This is a genomic window from Pseudomonas savastanoi, from assembly GCF_020917325.1.
GTDB lineage: Bacteria > Pseudomonadota > Gammaproteobacteria > Pseudomonadales > Pseudomonadaceae > Aquipseudomonas > Aquipseudomonas amygdali.
On record NZ_CP076652.1, the window covers coordinates 4,597,001 to 4,622,841 of the forward strand.

Below are 25,841 nucleotides of genomic sequence, written 5' to 3' on the forward strand. Positions count from 1 at the left end.
GATCTTGTCATGGCAATCCGGTTGATTGCCTGACAAGCACTATGGCCGCTGCCAATAACCCGCGCCACTGACGTTTGTCGTGTGAATCGGGGGGCATCAGGCGGGCCGATGAGTGGACCGTATCAGCCGCCGATAGGCGTGACGACCTTGCGCTGCAGCTGGATTTCAGTGACGGTTTCGACCTGCTCCTGAGCCAGGTGAACACCGGTCAGGTCACCGATCAGGCGCCAGTGCTCGTCGAGTCCCGAGCTGATGGTCGCCATGCGATCAATCATGCGCCGCCCCGCATTACGCGTGACTTCGTCCTCGCTGCGCAGCAACTCAAAGGACATCGAGGTCATTGAGGCGGTCAGATGGGTAAGCGTGCGGGCGGTCAGCCCGAGTAACTCCGTTAGTTGACGCTCTTTTGAGTCCATTCCCCACCCCTCGATCAGTAATGTATCGGCAACGATTTATAACCTACGCCCGGCATTAAAGAAACGGTCCTTGTTTCCAGCCCGTGAAGCGGGTCGCATTCAGCGCGCCCGCGCAAACCCGGACTGTTGCAGGATTGGTACTAATTGCCAAGCGCTATTTGAGCAGTGTACAAATGCTGCCTTCGGAAAAAGCAGAGATGGCTATTGGCCTTATCAGCTTAGCCAGTTTTTAACTCGTCAACAAAGAATAACAGTGCCCCCTGACGGGGAGCGCCAGTGACATCGGTGTTTCAGAAAACAGCATGCTATTGGTAAGACGCGACATTTTTTTATACTATCGCGCCTTTCTTATTCGTCGCCTCGTGCGGCTTCCGCCGCAGGTCTCGCCCGTTTTCCCGATAAAAACCGGCTTTGATAACCTGCGGTCTGTTGCAAAAAAGGTAGTTAATCATGAACGCCAGGCACTTTCTCTCGATGATGGATTACACCCCAGATGAACTCCTGGGCTTGATCCGTCGTGGCGTAGAGCTCAAAGACCTGCGAAATCGCGGTGAGCTTTTTGAACCGCTGAAGAACCGGGTATTGGGGATGATTTTCGAGAAATCCTCGACACGTACCCGTCTTTCTTTTGAAGCAGGGATGATTCAGCTGGGTGGCCAGGCCATCTTTTTGTCCCATCGCGACACCCAATTGGGCCGTGGCGAGCCGATTGCCGACAGTGCAAAAGTCATGTCACGCATGCTCGATGCGGTAATGATCCGTACCTACGCGCACAGCAATCTGACCGAATTCGCCGCCAATTCCCGCGTTCCGGTTATCAATGGTCTGTCGGATGACTTACACCCGTGTCAGCTGCTGGCCGACATGCAGACCTTCCTGGAGCATCGCGGCTCGATCCAGGGCAAGACCGTTGCCTGGATCGGCGATGGCAACAACATGTGCAACAGCTATATAGAAGCGGCGATTCAATTCGACTTCCAGTTGCGTGTGGCCTGCCCTGCCGGCTACGAGCCAAACGCCGAGTTCCTGACGCTGGCTGGCGAGCGTGTCACCGTGGTCCGCGACCCGAAAGCCGCAGTTGAGGGCGCCCATCTGGTCAGCACCGATGTGTGGACCTCCATGGGTCAGGAAGAGGAAACCGCCCGGCGCAAGAAGTTGTTCGCGCCGTTTCAGGTCACGCGCGCCCTGCTCGACCTGGCTGACAAGGACGTGCTGTTCATGCACTGCCTGCCTGCTCATCGCGGCGAAGAAATCAGTGTCGACCTGCTGGATGATTCACGCTCGATCGCCTGGGATCAGGCAGAAAATCGCTTGCACGCGCAGAAAGCGCTGCTGGAGTTTCTCGTCGCGCCGGCCTGCAAGCCCGCATGAACCCGTTGCTGCTGAACCTGCGCAACCTCGCTTGCGGCTATCAGAAACAGCGCGTGGTGCAGGATTTGAACATGCACCTCAACGCGGGCGATATTGGCTGCCTGCTAGGCTCGTCGGGCTGCGGCAAGACCACCACACTGCGTGCGATTGCCGGTTTCGAGCCGATACATGCAGGGGAGATAACCCTGGCGGGCGAAGTCATTTCCCGTCCGGGCTGGACTCTGGCACCGGAGAAGCGCCGTATCGGCATGGTGTTTCAGGATTACGCGCTGTTCCCGCACCTGAGCGTCGCCGAGAACATCGCATTCGGCATTCGCAACCACCCGCGCCTTGATCAGGTGATCGCCGAGTTGCTTGAACTGGTCAACCTCGGTGCCCTGGGCAAACGCTACCCTCACGAGTTATCCGGCGGGCAGCAACAACGAGTGGCCCTGGCCAGGGCGCTGGCACCGGAGCCACAACTGTTGTTGCTCGATGAACCCTTCTCCAACCTGGATGGCGAGTTGCGTAGACGTCTGAGCCATGAGGTGCGCGATATTCTCAAGGCGCGTGGCACCAGTGCCATTCTGGTGACCCATGATCAGGAAGAGGCTTTCGCGGTCAGCGATCATGTCGGCGTATTCAAGGAAGGTCGCCTGGAGCAGTGGGATACGCCTTACAACCTGTATCACGAACCTCGTACGCCCTTTGTCGCCAGCTTCATTGGCCAGGGGTATTTCATTCGCGGGCAGATGATAGACCCCGAATCGGTGCGCACCGAACTGGGTGTTCTGCGCGGCAACCGGGCATATCCGGGCGTCAGCGGCAGCGCCGTGGATGTCTTGCTGCGACCTGACGATATCGTCTACGCGCCGCGCAGCGACCTGAAAGCGCGGGTAATCGGTCGAACATTTCAGGGCGCATCGACGCTGTATCGCCTGCAGCTGTCTACCGGCAGCCAACTTGAAGCCATTTTCCCCAGTCATGCCGATCACGGTCAGGGCGAGGAAGTCGGTATTCGTGTGGCAGCTGACCATCTGGTGCTGTTTGCAGCGCCAGGCAGCGTCGCGGCGCATACGGTCAATCACTGAGCCCCAGCTTATTCCCGGCCAATCGCTGCGAAGCGAGCCTGCGTATGCTCGGCCAGCACGGCTGCCGAAAGCTCAACCTCCAGCCCCCTCCTCCCGGCGCTGACGTGAATACTCTCAAAACCCTGCGCTGTGTCGTCAATGAACGTACGCAGGCGCTTCTTCTGGCCCAGTGGGCTGATGCCACCCAACAGGTAGCCCGTTGAGCGCTGCGCCGCCGCGGGGTCAGCCATTTCGGTTTTTTTCGCCCCGGCGGCCTGTGCCAGAGCCTTCAGATCAAGCGTTCCGACGACCGGCACTACGGCGACCAGTAACTCGCCCTTTTCGGTACTGGCCAACAATGTCTTGAAAACCCGCGCGGGCTCCAGCCCTAGCTTTTCCGCTGCTTCCAGCCCATATGACGCTGCTTTGGGATCGTGTTCGTAACTGTGGATACGATGTTCGGCGCGAAGTTTTTTCAGTAAATCCAGTGCAGGGGTCATGCAACGCTCCTTAGGCTTCCGACTGCCTGCCACTTTAAGCCAAGTAAAGTGAACATGCCTTGATTCACGCCACCTGCAACACTGATGGCTTTTTGGTAACAGCCATAAAATCCCGGTATAAAGCGGCTGTGCGGGCTCGTATCCACTCCATGACCGTTCGGTTCCGACCTTTGACAGCGTTGTTTCTTGTCTATATTTTTTCGTTTACGAATATTATCGAAAGCGGTTTTTCGGTATAACTCGCACCAGCGATCAGAAATGGGGTTTTTCTGATACGCACGAATAACGAGCACCCATGCCTGTCTCAGGGTGCCGAGACAAAAACAAAAATGAGGTATCCATGACCATCGCACTAAAACAACCGACACTCACCGGGCAATGTGTAGCTGAATTTCTTGGCACAGCCCTGATGATTTTTTTCGGCACAGGATGCGTTGCAGCGCTCAAGGTCGCGGGAGCCACTTTCGGCTTGTGGGAAATCTGCATCATCTGGGGCATGGCCGTCAGCATGGGGATCTACCTCAGCGCCGGCATTTCAGGTGCCCACCTCAACCCGGCCGTCAGCATCGCGCTAAGTCTGTTCGCCGGTTTCGAAAAACGCAAATTGCCCTTTTATATCTCGGCGCAAATCGCAGGCGCGTTCTGCGGAGCGGGTCTGGTGTACCTGATGTACATCAGCCTTTTTTTCGACTTCGAACATGCTCACCACATCATTCGCGGCAGCGAGCAGAGTCTTGAACTGGCGTCGGTATTCTCGACATACCCAAACCCGGCCATTTCGGTCGGTCAGGCCTTTCTGGTCGAAGTGGTCATCACCACCATTCTGATGGGTGTGATCATGGCTCTGGGCGATGACAGCAACGGCTTGCCGCGCGGCCCGCTGGCGCCCTTGCTGATCGGCCTGCTGGTAGCCGTGATAGGCAGCTCGATGGGCCCACTGACCGGTTTTGCCATGAACCCGGCGCGCGACTTCGGTCCGAAGCTGATGACGTTCTTCGCTGGCTGGGGTGAAATGGCCTTCACCGGCGGTCGTGACATTCCTTACTTCCTGGTTCCGATTTTTGCGCCCATTCTGGGTGCCTGCCTTGGTGCTGCTGGCTACCGCGCGCTGATTGCGCGTCATCTGCCCAGCGCCGCTCCTGTTGAAAATGAAAAAGAGGCTCCTGTGGTTCGCGGCAAAGTTCAGGCTTCATCTTGAGCACCCCTCAATTTGAATCTCACTCAACTGAATCCCACCCAATAAATGCAAGGCAATCGACATGACTGACACACAGAACAAGAACTACATCATTGCTCTTGACCAGGGCACCACCAGCTCGCGCGCCATCATCTTCGACCGCGATGCCAACGTGGTGAGCACTGCCCAAAGCGAATTCGTCCAGCATTACCCGCAGGCAGGCTGGGTCGAGCATGACCCGATGGAAATCTTTGCCACCCAGACGGCCTGCATGACCAAGGCGCTGGCGCAGGCCGATCTGCACCACAACCAGATCGCCGCCATCGGTATCACCAACCAGCGTGAAACCACGGTCATCTGGGAGCGCGACACCGGCCGCCCGATCTACAACGCAATCGTCTGGCAGTGCCGCCGCAGCACCGAGATCTGCCAGCAGCTCAAGCGCGACGGTCTTGAGGAGTACATCAAGGACACCACAGGTCTGGTGATTGACCCGTACTTCTCCGGCTCCAAGGTCAAGTGGATTCTGGACAACGTCGAAGGCAGCCGCGAGCGCGCCCGCAAAGGCGAGCTGATGTTCGGCACCATCGATACCTGGCTGATCTGGAAATTCACCGGCGGCAAGGTTCACGTCACCGACTACACCAACGCCTCGCGCACCATGCTGTTCAATATCCATACGCTGGAATGGGATCAGCGCATGCTCGACGTGCTGGACATCCCGCGCGAGATACTGCCAGAGGTCAAAGCCTCCTCCGAGGTCTACGGTCACAGCAAAAGCGGCATCCCGATTGCCGGTATCGCAGGCGACCAACAGGCGGCGTTGTTCGGCCAGATGTGTGTCGAACCCGGCCAGGCCAAGAATACCTACGGCACCGGCTGCTTCCTGCTGATGAACACCGGCAAGAAAGCCGTGAAGTCGGCGCACGGCATGCTGACCACCATCGGCTGCGGCCCGCGTGGTGAAGTGGCCTATGCACTGGAAGGCGCGGTCTTCAACGGTGGCTCGACCGTGCAGTGGCTGCGCGACGAACTCAAGCTCATCAACGACGCGCTGGACACAGAATACTTCGCTGGCAAGGTCAAGGACAGCAACGGCGCGTATCTGGTGCCGGCGTTCACGGGCCTGGGCGCACCTTACTGGGACCCGTACGCACGAGGCGCATTGTTCGGCCTGACCCGCGGAGTGAAAGTCGATCACATCATCCGTGCAGCGCTGGAATCCATCGCCTATCAGACCCGCGACGTGCTCGACGCCATGCAACAGGACTCCGGCGAACGCCTCAAGTCGCTGCGCGTGGACGGCGGTGCCGTGGCCAACAACTTCCTGATGCAGTTCCAGGCGGACATTCTCGGCACCCACGTTGAACGCCCGCAAATGCGTGAAACAACAGCCTTGGGCGCCGCGTTCCTGGCCGGCCTGGCGATCGGGTTCTGGAGCAGCCTGGACGAGTTGCGCAACAAGGCCGTGATCGAGCGCGTGTTCGAACCTTCCTGCGAAGAGGCCCACCGCGAGAAACTCTACGCAGGCTGGCAAAAAGCCGTCGCGCGCACCCGTGACTGGGAACCGCACGAAAACGAAGAGTGATACCCGCTGTTGTGCGGAGGGGACAGGATTCCGGCTGACAGGTCACACTTTCCTGCGGCATGATGGGCGCCATTTGCAGAGGGCGCTCAAGGAAAAACAATGAACCTGCCTCCCCGCCAACAACAGATCCTCGAACTGGTCCGTGACCGTGGTTACGTCAGCATCGAGGAAATGGCGACGCTGTTCGTCGTGACCCCACAAACCATCCGCCGTGATATCAATCAATTGGCGGAAATGAATCTGCTGCGTCGCTACCACGGCGGCGCGGCCTATGACTCCAGCATCGAAAACACCGCCTACGCCATGCGTGCGGATCAGATGCGCGACGAAAAACAACGGATCGCCGAGGCCATCGCCGCGCAGATCCCGGACAACGCCTCGTTGTTCATCAATATCGGCACCACCACCGAATCCATCGCACGCGCCCTGCTCAACCACAACAACCTGAAGATCATCACCAATAACCTGCATGTGGCATCGATCCTCAGTACCAAGGACGATTTCGAGGTCCTGATAGCCGGTGGCAATGTGCGTCGTGACGGCGGCGTGGTGGGCCAAGGCAGTATCGACTTCATTACCCAGTTCAAGGTGGACTTCGCGCTGGTCGGCATCAGCGGCATTGATGAAGACGGCAGCCTGCTGGATTTCGATTATCAGGAAGTACGGGTTTCCCAGGCGATCATCGCCAACGCACGCAAAGTGCTGCTTGCCGCTGACTCCAGCAAGTTCGGGCGCAATGCGATGGTCCGGTTGGGACCAATCACCCTGATCGATTGCCTGGTCACCGATCAGCCACCTGTGCCCGCACTGCAACAACTGCTGACCCAGCACAAGATTCGTCTGGAAGTGGTGTGATTGTCAGGAACGACCGGTGTCCGCGATAACACATGCCGTTCTGGACACGCTGGAGCGTGAGGAACGATAAGCCCGAATATCGTGCGACGCTCCGCGTCGCATGCCGTTCCGGACGCTCTGCGTCCTCTTTTATGCGCAGAGCGTCGCGAACTTGATTCCCGCTGGAGCCTGAGACACGAGAGGTGTCTAGGCTGGCGCGTGCAGAACGAAAAGCATCAGATAGTACGATCATCCCCCGCGTGACATCCCGCCCTACAATGTTCATTTTTGTTCTTTTCCTGACTTCACCATCAGTATTTTCAATCGATACTCGCTAGCAAGGGTCATTTTATTGAGCTATTATTTTCGAAAGTGAACATTAATGTTCAGATTCGCCTTTCGAGCTTTGCTCACGAATTGTCCAGGAGGCCACCAATGCCCCACACTACCGTGCCAACCCAACCCCTCTCCGAGGTTTACGACATCGCCGTTATTGGCGGTGGCATCAATGGTGTCGGTATTGCGGCGGATGCCTCCGGTCGCGGCCTGTCGGTTTTTCTTTGCGAAAAGGACGACCTGGCCAGCCACACGTCTTCTGCCAGCAGCAAGCTGATTCATGGCGGCCTGCGCTATCTTGAGCACTACGAATTCCGTCTGGTCCGCGAAGCACTCGCAGAGCGCGAAGTGCTGCTTGCCAAGGCGCCGCACATCGTCAAACCCATGCGTTTTGTCTTGCCGCACCGTCCGCACCTGCGTCCAGCGTGGATGATCCGCGCCGGCATGTTCCTGTATGACAACCTCGGCAAGCGCGAAAAGCTGCCCGCCTCGAAAACCATTCGTTTTGGTGCGGACAGCCCGCTCAACTCGAGCATCACCCGTGGCTTCGAATACTCCGATTGCTGGGTCGACGACGCCCGTCTGGTGGTGCTCAACGCCATGGCCGCGCGTGAAAACGGAGCGCATATTCATACGCAGACCCGCTGTGTCAGTGCCCGCCGCATCAAGGGCATGTGGCACCTGCACCTGGAACGCAGCGATGGCAGCCTGTTCTCGATCCACGCCAAGGCATTGGTCAATGCGGCAGGCCCGTGGGTGGCCAAGTTCATCCGTGAAGACCTCAAGCTCGATTCGGCTTACGGCATCCGCCTGATTCAAGGCAGCCACCTGATCGTGCCGAAACTGTACGAGGGTGAGCACGCGTTCATTCTGCAGAACGAAGACAAGCGCATCGTGTTCACGATTCCGTACCTGGAACACTTCACCATCGTCGGCACCACTGACCGTGAGTATCAGGGCGATCCGAACAAGGTGGACATCACCGAAGGCGAGATGGATTACGTGCTGAAAGTGGCCAACGACCACTTCAAGAAACAGTTGAGTCGCGCAGACGTGCTCCACACATTCTCTGGCGTGCGCCCGCTGTGCAACGACGAGTCCGATAATCCGTCTGCCATTACCCGTGATTACACGCTTTCGTTGTCAGGCGGCGCGGACGAGGCGCCAATTCTGTCGGTGTTCGGCGGCAAGCTGACCACCTACCGCAAACTGGCCGAATCGGCGATGACGCAGTTGGCACCGTTCTTCAAACAGATGAAACCGAGCTGGACGGCCAAGGCAGCACTGCCAGGCGGCGAAGACATGACCACGCCAGAAGCCCTGGCAGCAGAAATGACTCGCCGCTTCAGTTGGCTGCCCGCACCTATCGCCAAACGCTGGGCGATTACCTACGGCAGCCGCAGCTGGCGTTTGCTGGAAGGCGCGCAAGGTCTTGAAGACCTCGGCCAGCATCTGGGTGCCGGTCTGTACACTCGAGAGGTCGATTACCTGTGCGACCAGGAATGGGCTACCAGCATCGAAGACATCCTGTGGCGCCGTACCAAGCTTGGCCTGTTCACTACGCCTGAAGAACAGGCCGCTGTGCGCAGCTACCTGGAAACTGTTGTGCGCAACAAGGCAGCTATCGAGGCTGCCTGATAGCTCGCATACCACCTGTTCGCCCATCGCGCGGCGAACAGGTTTGTTCCTCTGCACCGCCCTCCCCCTGAATACTCCGTTGCATTCGGTTTTCCGAACATTTCGCTCTGCCTGATTCGGCTTCCCGGACGCTTCGATTCCGGGCGTCGCATTCAACCACGAATAAAATCCTTTAAATTCATAGCCTTGATTGATTCAAGCTGCTTGGCACGACTCATGCTCTACACTCTGAACCGAGCGTTTCGACAGGGCGTGTGTCTGGATCTGGACGCCGTTGAAGCATTCGCCAAGAAGCGGGCCGACTCCCATTGCGGCCCCATCAATAAAAATGAAATCAAGGATTCATCAATGCGCATCGTTCCCCATCTGTTGGGCGTAGCAATCACTGCCGCTCTGATCAGCACCCCGGTTTTCGCCGCCGAACTTACCGGCACCCTGAAGAAAATCAAGGAATCCGGCACCATCACGCTGGGCCACCGTGACGCGTCCATTCCGTTTTCCTACATCGCAGACGCTTCTGGCGTACCGATGGGCTACTCGCATGACATTCAGCTGAAAATCGTCGAAGCCATCAAGAAAGAACTGGACATGCCTGACCTCAAGGTCAAGTACAACCTGGTAACATCTCAGACCCGTATTCCGCTGGTTCAGAACGGCACCGTCGACGTTGAATGTGGTTCGACCACCAACAATGTCGAGCGCCAGCAGCAGGTCGATTTCTCCATCGGCATCTTCGAAGTCGGCACGCGTCTGCTGTCGAAAAAGGACTCCAGCTACAAGGACTTCGATGACCTGAAAGGCAAGAACGTCGTGACCACCGCTGGCACAACGTCCGAGCGCATCCTCAAGGCGATGAACGCCGACAAGCAGATGGGCATGAACGTGATCTCGGCCAAGGACCACGGCGAATCCTTCCAGATGCTTGAGTCCGGCCGTGCGGTCGCATTCATGATGGACGACGCACTGCTGGCCGGCGAGATGGCCAAGGCCAAGAAGCCGGATGACTGGGCAGTGACCGGTACTGCGCAATCCTACGAAATCTACGGCTGCATGGTCCGCAAGGGCGATGCCCCGTTCAAGAAGGCAGTGGATGACGCCATTGTTGCCACCTACAAGTCTGGCGACATCAATGCCATCTACAGCAAGTGGTTCATGTCCCCCGTCCCGCCTAAAGGGCTGAATCTGAATTTCCCGATGAGCGACAAGCTCAAGGAACTGATTCAGAACCCGACCGACAAGGCCGCAGAAGACAAGAAAGCCTGAGCAACCGGTTCAGCCAGTCTGAACTGATGGCATCCCGAACAGGCAAAACCTGTTCGGGACCGGCCCCTCACTCTCGAAGTCCGACAGTGCGTGCATCTCGATATAAATAGAAAAATAGGGGGAGACCCTGATGAATTACAACTGGGACTGGGGCGTGTTCTTCAAGTCCACCGGCGTCGGCAGCGAGACCTATCTGGACTGGTTCATATCCGGCCTGGGCTGGACCATCGCCATTGCTGTCGTTGCCTGGATCATTGCCCTGATACTGGGTTCGGTACTGGGCGTCATGCGCACCGTACCAAGCCGTCTGGTGTCGGGTATTGCCACGGTATACGTGGAAGTTTTCCGTAATGTGCCACTGCTGGTGCAGCTGTTCATCTGGTACTTTCTGGTGCCCGATCTGCTGCCGGAAAACCTGCAGGAGTGGTACAAGCAGGACCTCAACCCGACTACCTCAGCGTTCCTGAGCGTGGTGGTCTGCCTGGGTCTGTTTACCGCTGCACGGGTCTGCGAACAGGTGCGTACCGGCATTGAAGCACTGCCAAAGGGCCAGGAATCGGCCGCGCGTGCAATGGGCTTCAAGCTGCCGCAGATCTACTGGAACGTGCTGTTGCCACAGGCTTACCGGATCATCATTCCGCCGCTCACTTCCGAATTCCTGAACGTGTTCAAGAACTCGTCGGTAGCGTCGCTGATCGGCCTGATGGAGCTGCTCGCGCAGACCAAACAGACCGCCGAGTTTTCCGCCAACCTGTTTGAAGCCTTTACGCTCGCAACCCTCATCTACTTCACGCTGAACATGAGCCTGATGCTGCTGATGCGCATGATCGAGAAGAAAGTCGCTGTACCCGGACTCATCTCGCTGGGGGGCAAATAATGGACTTCACTGGAATCGTTCCGGCCATTCCCGGCCTGTGGAACGGCATGGTCATGACCCTCAAGCTGATGGCAATGGGCGTTGTCGGCGGTCTGGTGCTTGGCACTTTGCTGGCGTTGATGCGTCTGTCATCGAACAAGCTGCTGGCCAATTTGGCTGGCGCTTACGTGAACTACTTCCGTTCGATCCCGCTGCTGTTGGTGATCACCTGGTTCTACCTCGCAGTGCCATTCGTGTTGCGCTGGATTACCGGTGAAGACACGCCCATCGGGGCCTTCGCCTCCTGCGTCGTGGCCTTCATGATGTTCGAAGCCGCGTACTTCTGCGAAATCGTCCGTGCCGGCGTGCAGTCGATTTCCAAAGGACAGATGGGCGCAGCCCAGGCGCTGGGCATGAATTACTCGCAGATGATGCGACTGATCATCCTGCCCCAGGCATTTCGCAAGATGACGCCGCTGTTGCTGCAACAGAGCATCATTCTGTTTCAGGACACCTCTCTGGTGTACACCGTGGGCCTTGTGGACTTTCTCAACGCATCGCGCTCCAGTGGCGACATCATCGGGCGCGCCAACGAGTTCCTGATCATTGCCGGTCTGGTCTATTTCACGATCAGCTTTGCCGCCTCGCTGCTGGTGAAGCGTCTGCAAAAAAGGTTTGCCGTATGATTTCCATAAAAAATGTCAACAAATGGTATGGCGACTTCCAGGTGCTGACCGATTGCAGCACCGAGGTCAGCAAAGGTGAAGTGGTGGTGGTGTGCGGGCCCTCCGGTTCCGGCAAGTCGACCCTGATCAAATGCGTGAATGCGCTGGAACCGTTTCAGAAAGGCGACATTGTCGTCGACGGCACTTCCATTTCCGACTCGAAGACCAACCTGCCAAAACTGCGCTCGCGGGTCGGCATGGTGTTTCAGCACTTCGAACTGTTTCCGCACCTGAGCATTGTCGAAAACCTGACCATCGCGCAGATCAAGGTACTGGGCCGCAGCAAGGCCGAAGCGACCGAAAAAGGCCTGAAATTGCTGGACCGCGTCGGCCTCTCCGAGCATGCGCACAAGCATCCCGGGCAGCTTTCCGGCGGTCAGCAACAACGTGTTGCCATCGCTCGCGCCCTGGCGATGGACCCGGTGGTCATGCTGTTTGACGAACCGACGTCTGCGCTGGACCCGGAAATGGTCAACGAAGTGCTCGACGTGATGGTGCAACTGGCGCACGAAGGCATGACCATGATGTGCGTGACCCACGAAATGGGCTTCGCTCGCAAGGTCGCCAATCGGGTGATTTTCATGGACAAGGGTCAGATTGTCGAAGACTGCGAAAAAGAAGAGTTTTTCGGTGACGTCAGCGCACGCTCGGAACGCGCTCAGCAATTTCTCGCCAAGATTCTCCAGCACTAGGTAATGCCGGCTGCCCGCGCGCTCGCGGGCAGCTGTTCGGTTCAGGACGACTGTGATGAAATGCGACCCCACTCTGTATCGCGCCGCGCCGCCATCACTCGCCGTGAAACCTCGTCTGATACGCCAACTGTTTTTGCCGCCACTGATCCTCATGCTGATGATCGGACTGGGCTATATCGCCTACCTGATCAGCGAACACAGCGGTATCAAGAGCCTGCGCGAGACCGGTGAGCGCCAGCTGGAGCTGCACGCCCGTACGGTCGAGAGCGAAATAAGCAAGTACACCTATTTGCCCAGCGTGCTGGAGCTTGAATCCAGCGTGTCGCAGATGCTCAACAAGCCGAGCCCCGAGCTTCAGCAGCAGGTCAACCGTTATCTGGAAGGGATGAATCGACGCAGCGGCAGCCGCGCCATTTATGTGATGGACACCACCGGCCGAGTGCTGGCCACCAGCAACTGGCGTGATTCCGACAGCTATCAGGGTGAAGACCTGTCCTTCCGCGCCTACTTTCAGGACGCCGTGCGCGGCCTGCCCGGCCGTTTTTACGGGATTGGCACCACCACAGGCGAATCGGGTTACTACCTGGCCCACGGGCTGGAAGACAAAGGCCGGATCATCGGCGTCGCCGTGATCAAGGTGCGCCTTGAAGCACTGGAAGAACGCTGGCAGCGTGCTCGTCTGGAGGCATTTGTCAGCGACGAGAACGGCATCATCATCCTCTCAAGTGACCCGGCTCGACGCCTGAAGTCAGTTCGACCGCTCACTCCGCAGGTCAAGGAACGTCTGGCCCGCAGCCTGCAATATTACTGGTGGCCGCTTAACGAACTGGTGCCGCTGGAACGGGAAACCCTTTCCGAAGGCGTCGAAAAGCTTGTGTTCCCGGCCAACGTCAGTGTCGATCGAGAGCACAAGCAGGTCAGCTATCTGGCCCAGAGCCGCCCGCTGAGCGATACCGCCTGGCACCTGACACTGCTTACGCCCCTGGAAGACCTGCGCCGTGAAGCGGCCAACCAGGGCATGCTGGTAGCTGTGGCCTGCGCGCTGGTGACCTTTCTGCTGATTGCCTGGAACGAGCGGCGCAAGGTTATCTCGACCCGGCTGGCGGCCAGAGAGGCGCTGCAGGCTGCGAACAATGAGCTGGAACGCAAGATCGCCGAGCGTACCGAACACCTGCGTGCCAGCAACGAACGCCTCAAGGCGCAGATTCGCGAACGAAGACAGGCTGAAGACACCCTGCGCAAAGCCCAGGACGAGTTGGTGCAAGCTGGCAAGCTGGCGGCTATCGGCCAGATGTCGACCAGCATCGCTCATGAACTGAACCAGCCTCTGGCAGCATTGCGCACCTTGTCTGGCAACACCGTGCGTTTTCTTGAGCGAGGCGCACTGGACACCGCCAGCGCCAACCTGCGCACCATCAATGATCTGGTCGACCGCATGGGCCGCATTACCGCCAGCCTGCGCGCATTCGCCAGACGCGGCGACGATCAGGGCCAGGCGCAACTGAGCAAGGCCGTCGAGGCGGCGGCGCAGTTGCTCGGCGTACGCCTGGAGCAATCCGGCCTGGCATTGCATCGAGACTTCGTCGACGCCACCCTGACCATCGATCAGACCCGTCTGGAACAGATTCTGGTCAACCTGATCGGCAATGCGCTGGACGCCATGTTCAACCAGCCAGCGCCCGAATTGTGGCTTACCGGGTCAATTGAAGACGGCCGTTATCGCTTGCGGGTGCGTGATAACGGACACGGCGTCGATACCGAAACCCGCAAGCACCTGTTCGAACCTTTCTTCACCACCAAACCCGGCGAACAAGGCCTGGGACTGGGCCTGACGCTGTCGGCGAGCCTTGCCGCCGCAGCCGGGGGCAGCCTGAGCGCAGAGCATCCGGGCGACGGCGGCACAACATTTGTCCTGAGCCTGCCATTTGTCCCGGATGCCACGACCGACAATCGCCCGACCGGCCCCGGCCCAGGTGGACTGACATGAGACGACACCCATGAGCATCAACAGCGACCTGACTGTGCTGATCGTCGAAGACGACCCGCATGTGTTGCTCGGCTGCCAGCAGGCGCTGGCGCTGGAAGACATTGCCAGCGAAGGCGTATCCAGCGCCGAAGACGCCCTCAAGCGCATTGGTGACAATTTTGCCGGTATCGTCATCAGCGACATTCGTTTGCCGGGTATCGACGGCCTGGAATTACTGAGTCGCCTCAAGGCGCGTGACAGCAGCCTGCCGGTGGTGCTGATCACCGGTCACGGCGACATCACCATGGCCGTCAACGCAATGCGCGATGGTGCTTACGATTTCATGGAGAAACCCTTTTCTCCCGAGCGCCTGGTCGACGTCACCCGGCGCGCGCTGGAGCAGCGCGGGCTGGCCCGTGAAGTCTGGGCCTTGCGCAAGCAACTGGCCGAACGCGATTCGCTGGAAGGCAGGATCATCGGCCGCTCCCCCGCCATGCAAAACCTGCGCGCATTGATTGCCAACGTCGCCGATACATCGGCCAATGTGCTGATCGAAGGCGAGACCGGCACCGGCAAGGAGCTCGTTGCGCGCTGCCTGCACGACTTCAGCCGGCGCAAGGACAGCCAGTTCGTGGCACTCAATTGCGGCGGGCTGGCAGAAAGCCTGTTCGAGTCGGAAATTTTCGGCCACGAAGCCAATGCATTTACCGGCGCGGGCAAGCGGCGCATCGGCAAGATAGAACACGCCCACAATGGCACGCTGTTTCTTGATGAAGTGGAAAGCATGCCGGTCAACCTGCAGATCAAACTGTTGCGCGTCCTCCAGGAACGAACTCTGGAGCGGCTTGGTTCGAACCAGAGTGTCGCGGTGGATTGCCGGGTCATTGCGGCGACCAAATCCGACCTCAATGCACTGAGCAAGACCAGTCAGTTCCGCAGCGACCTGTATTACCGTCTGAACGTCGTCACGCTGGAGCTGCCACCATTGCGTGAGCGCCGCGAAGACATTCTGCAGCTGTTCGAACATTTCCTGCAGTTGTCGTCATTGCGCTTCGACCGTGAGCCGCCAACGCTGGACAGACAGACCAGTTCAAGCCTGATGAGCCACGACTGGCCAGGTAACGTGCGGGAGCTGCGCAACGTAGCCGAGCGATTTGCCTTGGGTCTGCCGGCGTTCAAACAGACAGGCACGGTCAGTGAAAATCAAAGCCTGGGATTTGCCGAAGCGGTTGAAGCCTTCGAACGATCCCTGCTCAGCGAAGCCCTGCAACGCAGCGGCGGCAACCTCAGCCAGGCCAGTCAGGAGCTGGGCATGGCCAAGACCACCTTGTTCGACAAGGTCAAGAAATACGGGCTTTGAGCACTGCGTCCGATCTTGAGTATGCGGTGTAACGCAGATCTGTGACGCAGAGCGTCACCCACTGCATTCCCACGCTGGAGCGTGCGGAACGATAGGCGTCCGCACGTCCCTAAGCAGGAGCGCGAGGAACGATAGGCGTCCGCAAGACACCTATCGTGCCCATGCTCCGCGTGGGCATGCCTTTCCGGACGCTCTGCGTCCTATCCTGCACAGGCAGTGCGTTACTGCGATTCACCGACAATCTGGCGGATCGCGCTGACGAATACCTCGACCGGCTGACCGCCCGAGACAGCGTACTGGTCGTTGAAGACCATGGTCGGCACCGACGTGATACCACGGGATGTCCAGAGTTGCTCGGCTTCGCGGACCTCTGCGGTGTACTCGCCGCTGTCGAGGATGGCCTGAGCGCGCAAACGGTCCAGGCCGACCTTCTGCGCTACGTCTGCCAGAGTCTGGTGGCTGGACGGGTCTTTCAGGTCGCTGAAATAGGCTTCGAACAGCGCCTGTTTCAATGCGTACTGCTTGCCTTGTTGTTCGGCCCAGTGCAACAGGCGATGGGCGTCGAACGTGTTGTAGATACGCCGCTCGCCGCTGGCAAAAGTGAAGCCGAGTTCAGCACCGCGTTCACGGATGGTCTGGTGAATACCTTCGATCTGTTCCGGCGTGGAGCCGTACTTTTCGGCAATGTGCTCTTTGATGTCCTGCCCTTCGGCAGGCATGTTCGGGTTCAACTCGAAAGGCTGGAAGTGGATGTGCGCTTGCACTTCATCCCCCAGCGCCTCCAGCGCCTGATCCAGCGCGCGCAGGCCGATGACACACCAGGGGCAGGAAACATCGGAGATGAAATCGATCTTCAGTGCAGTCGTCATGTCGGCCCTTTTCAGTCAGCAGATTCAATAAGCAAGGGCCATACGATACACCTCTGTCAGTGCCTGACAACCGGGCAGGCTTTACAGTTGGGCAAGGCTGCGACCGTCTTCATGCTGGGCTTTCAGGTACGGCAGCACAGCCCCGAGCAACGGTGCCTTGAAGGCTTCCTGAAAACGGTGCGCCAGCCCCGGAATCAGACGCAGCTGGCTGCCCTGAATGTGCGCGGCCACATGCACACCGTGCATGACCGGCAACAATGGATCAGCCGTGCCATGCACCACCAGCACCGGCAGGCGCAGACGGTTCAGCAACTCCACCCGGCTCGGCTCGGCCAGAATCGCCATGATCTGACGCTTGACGCCCTCGGGATTGAAGGCCCGGTCGTAGGACACCGCAGCCTGATGCAGCAATTGCTGGCGATCGTCCTTGACCTGCGGGCTGCCAAGCGCTGCAAGCAGATCAGCCTGTTGCTCGATGGCCATTTCCCGATTGGGCGCGCCGCGCCGCGCCAGCAGTTGCATCAACGCCGCACTGGGCATCGGCAAGCCCTGTGCACCGGAGCTGGTCATGATCAGCGTCAGGCTTTCGACCCGCGACGGGGCCAGATCGGCCAGGTGCTGAGCAATCATGCCGCCCATGCTCGCGCCAAGAACGTGAAACTGGCGAATCTGCAGGGCGTCCATCAGGCCCAAGGCATCGTCGGCCATATCGGTCAGCGAATACGGTGCAGAGACCGGCAGGCCCAGCTTGTAGCGCAGCACTTCAAAGGTCAGATTGGCCTCGGCGGGCTGTTGCACCCAGGTGGACAGACCGACATCGCGATTGTCGTAGCGAATCACCCGGTAGCCCTGCTGACACAGCGCGACCACAACCTCGTCCGGCCAATGAATCAACTGCCCGCCCAGGCCCATTACCAACAGCAAGGCAGGGTCGGACTCACTGCCGATGCTTTGATAGGCAATTCGTACCTCTTTAAGGTCAGCATGCTGTACAGGAACATCGACATCACAACGATCGGCCGCAAAAGACGGCAAGCCGCACAGAAGCGCGGCCAGAAAAATTAAAACCCGCATGAAAAACACCAAAAAACAGATCCCCAGTAGGCAGAGAGTCTGATGATGTTTTGCCAAGCGCGCTGCCACACTTGCGTGACAGTTTGATGAATGGCGCTGAGCGGTCGTTAATCGGGTGTTGCGTTACGCAGCGACCTGATCCGCCACCATCAGGTTTTCCCCAAAACGGGCGCGCGCTTCGAGGAGGGACTCCTGGTGCCAGCCCGAATGCGTGTCGCACTCGCCCAGGGACAGGGACAGGGACAGGACCTTGTAAACCGGCAGACGATCAAACACCGGAGCCAGCAGCTCCGGTTCGGTCACGCTGTCCAGATGCAACCCTGCAACCGGCAGCAAGGCCGCGACACCCAGGTTGGGCCGCAGGTCACCGTGGTAAAGGCCAATGAGCTTCTTCAACGGCGAATACTGAAGAATGTGATAGGCGCGTTCGAAGGCGTTGCTCCATGCCAGAGGCAGGTCGAGCGCCAGGATCGGCTCGTCGATCTGAATCCACTCGACACCGCGCGCCGCCAGACGCCCGAAGATCTCGCCATACACCGGCAGTAGATGCTCCAGCAGGTCGAGGCGATCGACCTCGCCACCCTGAACATCACTTAGCCAGAGCAGTGTCAGAGGACCGATCAACGCAGGCTTGCGGCCTTGCTCGCACGCTTCAGCGACGCTCGCCAGCAGCGGTGCCCAGTCAGGCTGAAAACGCTGGTCGCGTTTCAGGTGTGGCACCTGCTGCGGGTAACGCGCCATCAGCCAGGTGCGCAGTTCGGCGTCCGTTGTCGCAACACCCTGATCCTGTTTCCAGAAAGCCTGCAGAGCGTGCTGCAATTCACGGTCTGCGCCAATGTGAAAATAGTCAGGGTGTTGAGTCAGGGCCACGATGCGTCCTCCATAAAAGATGGGTCTATTGTCGACAGCTGACACAACATGAGACAAACTCATTTTTTTCGTGTTGATCACAAATACTGCTCATGGAGCACTCACGGTGCTTGAAATACGCCACCTCAAAACCCTGCACGCCTTGCGCGAGGCCGACAGCCTTGTGGAGGCCGCCGAACGCCTGCACCTGACGCAGTCGGCGCTGTCCCATCAGTTCAAGGAACTGGAAGAGCGCATGGGCATGCCGTTGTTCGTGCGCAAGACCAAACCGGTACGGTTTACCAGCGCCGGTCTGCGCCTGCTGCAACTGGCCGACTCCATGCTGCCGCAACTACGCAGTGCCGAGCGCGACATTGCCCGTCTGGCAGGCGGCACGGCGGGACGGCTGCACATGGCAATCGAATGCCACAGCTGTTTTCAATGGTTGATGCCGACCATCGACCAGTTCCGCGATGCCTGGCCTGAGGTCGAGCTGGACCTGTCTTCCGGCTTCTCTTTCGCGCCATTGCCGGCGCTGGCGCGTGGTGACCTGGACCTGGTGGTGACGTCCGACCCGCTGGAATTGCCCGGCATCACCTACGTGCCGCTGTTCACCTATGAAGCGATGCTGGCGGTGGCCAATCAACACGCGCTGGCGGGCCGACCGTACATTGTTCCGGAAGACCTGCTCAGCGAAACGCTGATCACCTACCCGGTGGAGCGCGACCGACTGGACATCTTTACCCGTTTTCTGGAGCCCGCCGATATCGAGCCTGCACAGGTACGAACCTCGGAATTGACGGTGATGATGATGCAGTTGGTCGCCAGCGGACGCGGGGTCTGTGGCATGCCGCACTGGGCGCTGCATGAATACAGCTCACGCGGTTATGTGAAGGCCAAGCGCCTGGGTGAGAAAGGGCTGTTCGCAACGCTGTATGCCGGTATTCGCGCCGACATGCTCGATGCACCGTACATGCGCGATTTCCTGCTGACCGCCAAGGACACCTCGTTTTCAACGCTGGACGGGGTGAGCGTGGTTCGCTGACAGTATCGTCCTGCGCCAAGGCACAGGACGACACGGGTTCAGTTCGCTCGGGTTTGCCGCTGGCGGTACAACGGCAGGATCAGGTCGCGTGTCAGCGGAGCCAGATGCACATCCGCAAGACTGTCTGCGCCGACCCAGAGTACTTCTTCGATCTCGGCGGCGGGCAGAACCTGGGCATCAGATCTGACCTCGTAAAGCTGACAACACACCTCAAAACCTGGCTCATTGGCAGCCGGTGCAACGAACTCGCCGAGAAACAGCGCCTGCTGCGGATCGATGATCAGCCCGAGTTCTTCTTCAAGCTCCCTGGCCAGCGCCCGCGGTGCCGGTTCGCCAGGTTCAATCTTGCCGCCCGGTTGCATGAATGCCTGAGTGCCGCGCTTGCGCACCAGAAGAGTCCGGCCGTCTGTGCCGACCAGTAGCGCCGCCGCGATGCGGATTATCTTCATGCAAAGATTTCCGTTTTCAGCAAACGCGCCTGATCAGCGCGCTCAAGGGCCAGCACGATCAGGCGATGGATCAGTTCGGCATAGGTCAGACCACTGGCCTGCCAGAGCTTGGGGTACATGCTGATCGAGGTGAAGCCGGGCAGCGTGTTGACCTCGTTGATGATGATGTCATGCATATCGGTCACGAAGAAATCGACCCGCGAAAGCCCTGCGCAACCCAGCACTTTGTAAGCCTGCAACGCGACTTCACGTACCTGATCACTCAGATCGGCGGGAAACTCGGCGGGTATCGCGATGCGCGCCTGATCACCATTCAGGTACTTGGTGTCGTAGGCGTAGAACTCGTCGTTGGCAATCACTTCGCCACAGACACTGACCTGCGCATCGAAGTTACCCAGTACCGCGCACTCCACTTCCCGGCCGACGATGCCCTGCTCGATCAGCAGCTTGTGGTCAAATTCGAAACCCAATGCCAGTGCAGCCACGAAGCCAGCCTCGTCAGACACTTTGCTGACGCCCACCGACGAGCCTTGATTGGCCGGTTTGACGAACATCGGCAGGCCCAACTGCGTGGTCGCATCGGCGAATGACAGGGTTTCCCCACGGCTGAGCACCATGAACGGCGCGACAGCAATGCCTGCATCGCGCAGCAGACGCTTGGTCACGTCTTTGTCCATGCACGCCGCCGAGGCGAGTACGTCAGCGCCCACAAACGGAACGGCCAGCATGCGCAGCACGCCTTGCAATGCACCGTCTTCACCAAACGCGCCGTGGATCAGCGGAAATACCACGTCGATAGCTGCCAGCGGTTTGCCTGTCTCGACCTCGACAAACTGGCCGCCAGTGCTGCCAGGCAACAGCGACAACTGCTTGCCGGATGCACTCAGTTTGATCCGCGCAGGATCATTGGCATTGAGCAGGTAGTCGGCTTCGTCGAAGCGCAACCAGCGGCCCAGCTTGTCGACACCGATCAGGGTCAGCGCATAGCGATCACGATCAATCGCATTGATCACGTTGCGTGCCGACTGCAACGAAACCTCATGCTCGCTGGATTGCCCACCGAAAACGATGGCGACTGACTTTTTCAAAGCGGTTACTCCTGTTTTTCAGGCCGCGAAGATAAAAGCAATGTCGGCTGTTAGTCCAGCAGATGATTGGCCGTACACCTGAAATTCAGGCAAAAAAATCCCGGTGGTGGGCAATCCATGCGAAATGCCCATCACCGGGAGATCAGACAGCTCATTGAGCCGCTGCGGTTTCTTTCTTGCCGCCAGAGCCAAAGGTGGCGAAACGCTTGTTGAAACCCGCGATCCGGCCTTCGTTGGTGGTCTTGCGCTGCTGTCCGGTGTACATCGGGTGCGAGGCGCTGGACACGTCGAGTGCGACATAAGGATAGGTGTTGCCGTCGGTGTGCTGCTGCGTGCGGTCTGTGTCTACGGTCGAGCCGATCAGGAAGTAAACGTCGGCAGCGGTGTCGTGGAACAGCACAATACGGTAAGCAGGATGGATATCGGGTTTCATGGTTAGCTCTCCGGTGAGTTGACTGCAATCGTTATACAGTAACATAACAGAAGATGAGAATGATTGCTGTTGATTGCCATCATCGGCGAGCTTGATCGAACGCGCGCATGCAGCCGCTGTCGCCCTGAAACCGCCAGAACCAGCGTGCCAGAGACATTCTGTAATAGCGTGACTTTGCAATCGAGCCGAATTAACGGCACCCTGCCGCGCCGCCGAACGTCACTGGTCGCCGGCCTGGAACCTGAGCCTCTGTGGCCGATCTTTACTCATTAGCACTTTCAAGAGTCCACCGTTATGAATAACGGACGCGATCATCGAATCGACTTCTTTCGTGGCCTGGCGCTGGTCTTCATATTCTGGGATCACGTGCCGGACAACCCTCTCGCTCAGTTGACCGTACGCAACTTCGGCTTCAGCGACGCAGCGGAAATCTTTGTTTTCCTTGCCGGTTACGCATCGATCCTGGCCTATGGGCGCATCGCCCGGCGCGACGGCATGCTGGTGGCTGGCGTGCGGATCCTGCGCCGCACCTGGGTGCTGTATGTCGTGCACATCTTTCTGCTGACCTTGCTGATGGGCATCGTCTTCGTCGCCAACAACCATGTCGAAACCCGCGACATGGTCCAGCAGATGGGCCTTGAATACTTCGTCGGCAACCCGCAACAGGCATTGGCCGATGAACTGCTGCTGCGTTTCAAGCCCAACCTGACCGACCCGTTGCCGCTGTACATCGTCCTGCTGCTGACCTTGCCCCTGACCTTGCCATTGATGCTGCGCAAACTGGAACTGGCGGTCGGCCTGTCGATCGCGCTGTACCTGATGGTGCCGTTGTTCGGCTGGAACCTGCGTGCCTATGAAGGCGGTGGCGTGTGGTACTTCAACCCGGTGGCCTGGCAGTTGCTGTTCATCCTCGGCGGTGCCTGCGCGCTACGCAGCGAAACAGCCACAACTGCTGTGCAACCTCCGCTGCGCCAACAACCGCTGTTCCTGACAGCCGCCGCCTACGTGGTGATTGCCGGAATGTTGACCTTCAGTGAAAAATGGCCCGGCCTGCACAGCGCGCTAGTCTCGACCCTGCACCTCGACGCCTTGTACCCCATCAGCAAGACCGACCTGGCACCCGCGCGCCTGCTGCACTTCCTTGCACTGGTCTACGTCGTCGCCCGACTGCTGCCGACCTCAAGCACCTGGCTCGAAAACTGGCCCGCCCGCCAGACCTGCCGCATGGGCCGTTATTCGCTGGAAGTATTCTGCCTGGGCGTATTGCTCGCGCCACTGGCAGACATGGCAAATGCACTGGCAGGTGATACATGGCCTATGCAGGTGACTACCGCGATTGTCGGGCTGGGCTTGATGATGCTTATGGCCAATGGGCTGGAGTTGAATAAGCGGCTGGGGAAATCGCCCCGCTTGTTAACTACTTGAGAACAGCGTCACGTTTGCACGCCCTCTCGGAAATCTCCTACTGGTTTATCAGGCCAAGTTTTTCAGGAACTGGCCGCTATTCGTTATGAGACCAAAGGGAGGGCAACGTTTTGAACATTAATGGCATTCCGAATCAGGCAAACACCCTGCAACAAACGGCGCTGATACCTGGCACCAAAAATGGCGATCCGACAGAAGATGCTGGCTTGGAAAAGGCCATTGCATCCGAAGCAAAAAAGACAGAAGAAAATGTATTTTATGAATATCAGAAAGAGCCGTGGTTATTGGAGTCGATCAACGAGCACATTACAAATCGGCTCGACTACGTGGCGCATAAAAAAATAGTCGACGTACTGGAGCTTGCGTTGATAAATGTCACCTACGACAGTTTTCGTAAAGACCTGCAAGAAACGCACCCCGATATCGCAAGTAAAAAATTTGGTTTTACACTGAACGAAAGCGCGTCCATCAAGATAATTGACTACGATAACAGCCTGACTGAGAATGACAAATCAGTGCTTACCCATGCCATCAACGGGTTCAGAGAGTTCAAAGAGCAAATACAGCAGCACGCAAAGACGGTCATGACCTTGGTTGACCATGATCATGAAACATTTGGTGGTCGATATAAACTGGATATCAGTAATTTTCAGGATGTGATCGATTATGGCAAGATTATGAGCACCAGCGTGCAAAAAATGCAGGACGAATGGATACAGCAAGTCCAGAGCAATGCTGAAAAGCGAGATTTTTCCTATATTTCTTTGGCGGTATGAGAAATCAGTCTGGCGAGACAAACGGCTCGCCAGACTGAGCTGAATGTTAACCACGAGGAGCGACAGTTCGCAGAACGGTCTGTGTACAGATATGCCCCATGTAAAAAATATGAGGGGTCGCTGTCATTGGTCCCAATGAAAAATTGTGTACGGTGTAGCCAGCAACTTTATAGTGACTTCTCCATGTATTGAAACCTCTTTGTGCGTGCACAAAATCTTGGGCCTCCACGCCACCGTAACAGCGTCCAAACTCGATACGCTGAGAAGCAAAGCCGGTAGCATCACTGACTACAACATGCTCAATTGAAGGTTCTGCTTTACCAAAACTCAGGTCAAGAATCGCCATGCCGCCTTCCAAGGGCGTGCCTTTGGTGTCGGTAAATCTCGCCTCAAAAACAGCCTCTTTATAAATCTGGGTGGCCAACCAGTCAGGATTGGTATACCCACTTGGAATCCTTATCACACCCGGCTCGTCAAGCAGTTCGTAGCTTTTTAGAACAGGGTAGGAACCAAATCTGACGGTGTATGGGAGAGTGCTCCCTACTAACGGGTTTCTTGGCGTGATTCTGACAATCACCTCTGCCTCGGGAGTCAGATTTGTAAAAACCTTGGTCTCAAGTGTCTGAGCAACCCACTCACCATTTTCGTAATACTCGGTCTTCCACTCGTTAGTTACCGGGTCACCAACAGGCGCATAGAGTAGTACATCTTGCCCACGATGCGACACAAAACCGTAGTAGTGAACAGGATATTTAACTGTCAACGCATCTGCTACCGAGTGCAGCTTATCCAGCATGACGGTGAATCTTGGCTCGGAAATTTCTTGAACAGCTTCAGCCAAAACGGTTTCGCTGGTTTCGTTAGTTGATGCAACGACCGGATCCTCACTACCTGTATTGGCGTGAGCGCCGGACGCCGATGCCAGTACCACGAAGATAGAAAACAAGCAAAAACCAACACATTTTTCCCCATAAATATTCATAGATACTCTTGCAGATTATGCAGAGGCAGGTTGCCACTGACAAAATCGACGTAATAGAGAGCCGAACACTTAGTCAACCATCATATTGAAATTAAGGAAATCTCCTACAAAAACAACCACCACCTACAGCCTGGGAAATATCCTACACGCTTATCAGGCAAAGTTTTGCAAAGGCCTGCCGTTAGATAGCTATCACTAACACCAAAGAGCGCCTAGCATGTATATCAACCCCTTGGCTTTTCCATTACAAAATCAACAGCGCACTCTCTTAGGCTCGCCACCCCTCAATTCATCTGCTGCTCTGCCGATCAATGTCCCTCTGGCACATGATAAACCGCGTGACCCGAACGCTGAATTCTATACAACCGAAGAGACACCTTGGTTTTCCAGCTACAAAAATTCGGCGGCAGGACGCGCTATTTTAGAGAACATGTCTGAAAAGGAAGCAAAAGATATCCGAGGCAGGTATCTGGAAAACTACATTAAGGATTTTGACCAAACCATATGCCGTATGTACGACAATTTCCACGATTTCAAGCAGCAGCTTTTTTACCTCAATACTGAGCTGTCAAAAAAGCATTTCGGCTTCACGCTGGGCTTTAATCAGGACATTCAGGTGACCGACCCGGACGAGGTTCTCACCCCGGCAGAGTTCACGTACCTGACCGAAAAGCTGAACGAACGTCAACAACTGAAAGAAGATCTGCGTGCGCACGCAAAAATCGTGATGACGCTACTCGACCATTACACGGAAAAATTCGGCGATCAGCACACGCTCAACCTTGAGAATTACAGCAAGGTCATCGACTACGGACAGATCTTCAGCCGCAACCATATTGGCAATTTCATGGACACGATTATTTACCAGATCGAGCGCTATGCGCCGAAGCGTGAGGAAGAACCAAAACCTCTGGTTGATGTACACGTTTGATGAATGCAAATACAGGCCGTTGATATTTCGCTCGGAATAACCAGTGACATGCGGTTGGTTCGTGACGCAGATCACACAAAGCCTGTGACCAGGAATTTTCCTACAGCTTTATCAGCCCAAGTATCCAGCCCATTCACCGATAACAAGAA

Annotated in this window: 25 protein-coding genes; 16 read left to right on the plus strand and 9 right to left on the minus strand. The window is 57.4% G+C overall.

Annotation, left to right across the window (positions count from 1 at the left end; all coding sequences use genetic code 11):
- Positions 1-122: 122 nt before the first annotated feature.
- On the minus strand, positions 123-416 hold the full coding sequence (locus KP808_RS19435) for a hypothetical protein (protein WP_002554854.1): 294 nt from the start codon (positions 414-416) through the stop codon (positions 123-125).
- 450 nt (positions 417-866) lie between these two features.
- Between KP808_RS19435 and argF the strand changes: the two genes are divergently transcribed.
- Together argF and KP808_RS19445 are read left to right on the plus strand one after the other, a co-directional pair.
- Positions 867-1,787 (plus strand): ornithine carbamoyltransferase, encoded by a 921-nt coding sequence (gene argF, locus KP808_RS19440; protein ID WP_058408367.1) that lies wholly within the window; start codon positions 867-869, stop codon positions 1,785-1,787.
- A complete protein-coding gene (locus tag KP808_RS19445) occupies positions 1,784-2,857 on the plus strand; it encodes an ABC transporter ATP-binding protein (RefSeq protein WP_058408368.1) in 1,074 nt (357 codons plus the stop codon). Before argF ends, KP808_RS19445 begins: the two co-directional genes overlap by 4 nt.
- An 8-nt stretch (positions 2,858-2,865) precedes the next feature.
- On the opposite strand, the gene ybaK is transcribed toward KP808_RS19445, so the two are convergent.
- Positions 2,866-3,336 (minus strand): Cys-tRNA(Pro) deacylase, encoded by a 471-nt coding sequence (gene ybaK / locus KP808_RS19450; RefSeq protein WP_058401635.1) that lies wholly within the window; start codon positions 3,334-3,336, stop codon positions 2,866-2,868.
- 340 nt (positions 3,337-3,676) lie between these two features.
- Between ybaK and KP808_RS19455 the strand changes: the two genes are divergently transcribed.
- From KP808_RS19455 to aauR, 10 genes are all read left to right on the plus strand, one after another.
- Positions 3,677-4,534 (plus strand): MIP/aquaporin family protein, encoded by an 858-nt coding sequence (locus KP808_RS19455; RefSeq protein ID WP_058401634.1) that lies wholly within the window; start codon positions 3,677-3,679, stop codon positions 4,532-4,534.
- A gap of 61 nt (positions 4,535-4,595) precedes the next feature.
- Positions 4,596-6,101, plus strand: a complete 1,506-nt coding sequence (gene glpK / locus KP808_RS19460) for a glycerol kinase GlpK (protein ID WP_230016703.1) — start codon at positions 4,596-4,598, stop codon at positions 6,099-6,101.
- 99 nt (positions 6,102-6,200) lie between these two features.
- Positions 6,201-6,956: a DeoR/GlpR family transcriptional regulator gene (locus KP808_RS19465; protein ID WP_011169330.1), complete on the plus strand. Its 756-nt coding sequence runs from the start codon at positions 6,201-6,203 to the stop codon at positions 6,954-6,956.
- Between the two features lie 414 nt (positions 6,957-7,370).
- Complete coding sequence (glpD, locus tag KP808_RS19470; protein WP_002554862.1) at positions 7,371-8,909, plus strand: glycerol-3-phosphate dehydrogenase; 1,539 nt, start codon at positions 7,371-7,373, stop codon at positions 8,907-8,909.
- A 348-nt stretch (positions 8,910-9,257) separates the two neighbouring features.
- Positions 9,258-10,172 carry a glutamate/aspartate ABC transporter substrate-binding protein gene (locus KP808_RS19475; protein WP_058401656.1) on the plus strand — a complete coding sequence of 305 codons (915 nt, stop codon included), beginning with the start codon at positions 9,258-9,260 and terminating at the stop codon, positions 10,170-10,172.
- A 130-nt stretch (positions 10,173-10,302) separates the two neighbouring features.
- A complete protein-coding gene (locus KP808_RS19480) occupies positions 10,303-11,049 on the plus strand; it encodes an amino acid ABC transporter permease (protein WP_005741015.1) in 747 nt (248 codons plus the stop codon).
- Positions 11,046-11,714: an amino acid ABC transporter permease gene (locus KP808_RS19485; protein WP_177342370.1), complete on the plus strand. Its 669-nt coding sequence runs from the start codon at positions 11,046-11,048 to the stop codon at positions 11,712-11,714. Before KP808_RS19480 ends, KP808_RS19485 begins: the two co-directional genes overlap by 4 nt.
- Complete coding sequence (locus tag KP808_RS19490) at positions 11,711-12,445, plus strand: amino acid ABC transporter ATP-binding protein (protein WP_002554866.1); 735 nt, start codon at positions 11,711-11,713, stop codon at positions 12,443-12,445. Before KP808_RS19485 ends, KP808_RS19490 begins: the two co-directional genes overlap by 4 nt.
- A gap of 55 nt (positions 12,446-12,500) precedes the next feature.
- Entirely contained in the window at positions 12,501-14,432 is a 1,932-nt protein-coding gene (gene aauS, locus KP808_RS19495; protein ID WP_122258369.1) for a two-component sensor histidine kinase AauS, read from the plus strand.
- Between the two features lie 64 nt (positions 14,433-14,496).
- Positions 14,497-15,771: a two-component response regulator AauR gene (gene aauR / locus KP808_RS19500; protein ID WP_230018921.1), complete on the plus strand. Its 1,275-nt coding sequence runs from the start codon at positions 14,497-14,499 to the stop codon at positions 15,769-15,771.
- A 221-nt stretch (positions 15,772-15,992) separates the two neighbouring features.
- Here aauR and KP808_RS19505 read toward each other — a convergent pair whose 3' ends face one another.
- The 3 genes from KP808_RS19505 to KP808_RS19515 all read right to left on the minus strand — a co-directional run bounded on the left by KP808_RS19505 (position 15,993) and on the right by KP808_RS19515 (position 18,584).
- Positions 15,993-16,640 carry a DsbA family oxidoreductase gene (locus KP808_RS19505; protein WP_058408371.1) on the minus strand — a complete coding sequence of 216 codons (648 nt, stop codon included), beginning with the start codon at positions 16,638-16,640 and terminating at the stop codon, positions 15,993-15,995.
- An 81-nt stretch (positions 16,641-16,721) separates the two neighbouring features.
- Positions 16,722-17,714 (minus strand): alpha/beta fold hydrolase, encoded by a 993-nt coding sequence (locus KP808_RS19510; protein WP_080164866.1) that lies wholly within the window; start codon positions 17,712-17,714, stop codon positions 16,722-16,724.
- Between the two features lie 123 nt (positions 17,715-17,837).
- Positions 17,838-18,584 carry a 5-methyltetrahydropteroyltriglutamate--homocysteine methyltransferase gene (locus KP808_RS19515; RefSeq protein WP_230016704.1) on the minus strand — a complete coding sequence of 249 codons (747 nt, stop codon included), beginning with the start codon at positions 18,582-18,584 and terminating at the stop codon, positions 17,838-17,840.
- Positions 18,585-18,690: 106 nt separating this feature from the next.
- On the opposite strand from KP808_RS19515, the gene metR reads away from it, so the two are divergent.
- Positions 18,691-19,608, plus strand: coding sequence for a transcriptional regulator MetR (metR, locus tag KP808_RS19520; protein WP_002554872.1), 918 nt, complete (start codon positions 18,691-18,693; stop codon positions 19,606-19,608).
- 38 nt (positions 19,609-19,646) lie between these two features.
- Here the strand turns inward: metR and KP808_RS19525 are convergent, their stop codons facing one another.
- From KP808_RS19525 to KP808_RS19535, 3 genes are all read right to left on the minus strand, one after another.
- Positions 19,647-20,057: an NUDIX hydrolase gene (locus tag KP808_RS19525; RefSeq protein WP_058408373.1), complete on the minus strand. Its 411-nt coding sequence runs from the start codon at positions 20,055-20,057 to the stop codon at positions 19,647-19,649.
- Positions 20,054-21,145, minus strand: coding sequence for a D-alanine--D-alanine ligase (gene ddlA, locus KP808_RS19530; RefSeq protein WP_219170005.1), 1,092 nt, complete (start codon positions 21,143-21,145; stop codon positions 20,054-20,056). Before ddlA ends, KP808_RS19525 begins: the two co-directional genes overlap by 4 nt.
- 151 nt (positions 21,146-21,296) lie before the next feature.
- Positions 21,297-21,578 carry a type B 50S ribosomal protein L31 gene (locus tag KP808_RS19535; RefSeq protein ID WP_230016705.1) on the minus strand — a complete coding sequence of 94 codons (282 nt, stop codon included), beginning with the start codon at positions 21,576-21,578 and terminating at the stop codon, positions 21,297-21,299.
- Between the two features lie 294 nt (positions 21,579-21,872).
- Between KP808_RS19535 and KP808_RS19540 the strand changes: the two genes are divergently transcribed.
- Positions 21,873-23,003: an OpgC domain-containing protein gene (locus KP808_RS19540; RefSeq protein WP_230016706.1), complete on the plus strand. Its 1,131-nt coding sequence runs from the start codon at positions 21,873-21,875 to the stop codon at positions 23,001-23,003.
- A gap of 110 nt (positions 23,004-23,113) precedes the next feature.
- Entirely contained in the window at positions 23,114-23,779 is a 666-nt protein-coding gene (locus KP808_RS19545) for a hypothetical protein (RefSeq protein ID WP_230016707.1), read from the plus strand.
- A gap of 46 nt (positions 23,780-23,825) precedes the next feature.
- Here the strand turns inward: KP808_RS19545 and KP808_RS19550 are convergent, their stop codons facing one another.
- A complete protein-coding gene (locus KP808_RS19550) occupies positions 23,826-24,575 on the minus strand; it encodes a hypothetical protein (protein ID WP_058408383.1) in 750 nt (249 codons plus the stop codon).
- A 403-nt stretch (positions 24,576-24,978) separates the two neighbouring features.
- Between KP808_RS19550 and KP808_RS19555 the strand changes: the two genes are divergently transcribed.
- Complete coding sequence (locus tag KP808_RS19555) at positions 24,979-25,692, plus strand: hypothetical protein (protein WP_122280739.1); 714 nt, start codon at positions 24,979-24,981, stop codon at positions 25,690-25,692.
- Positions 25,693-25,841 lie beyond the last annotated feature (149 nt).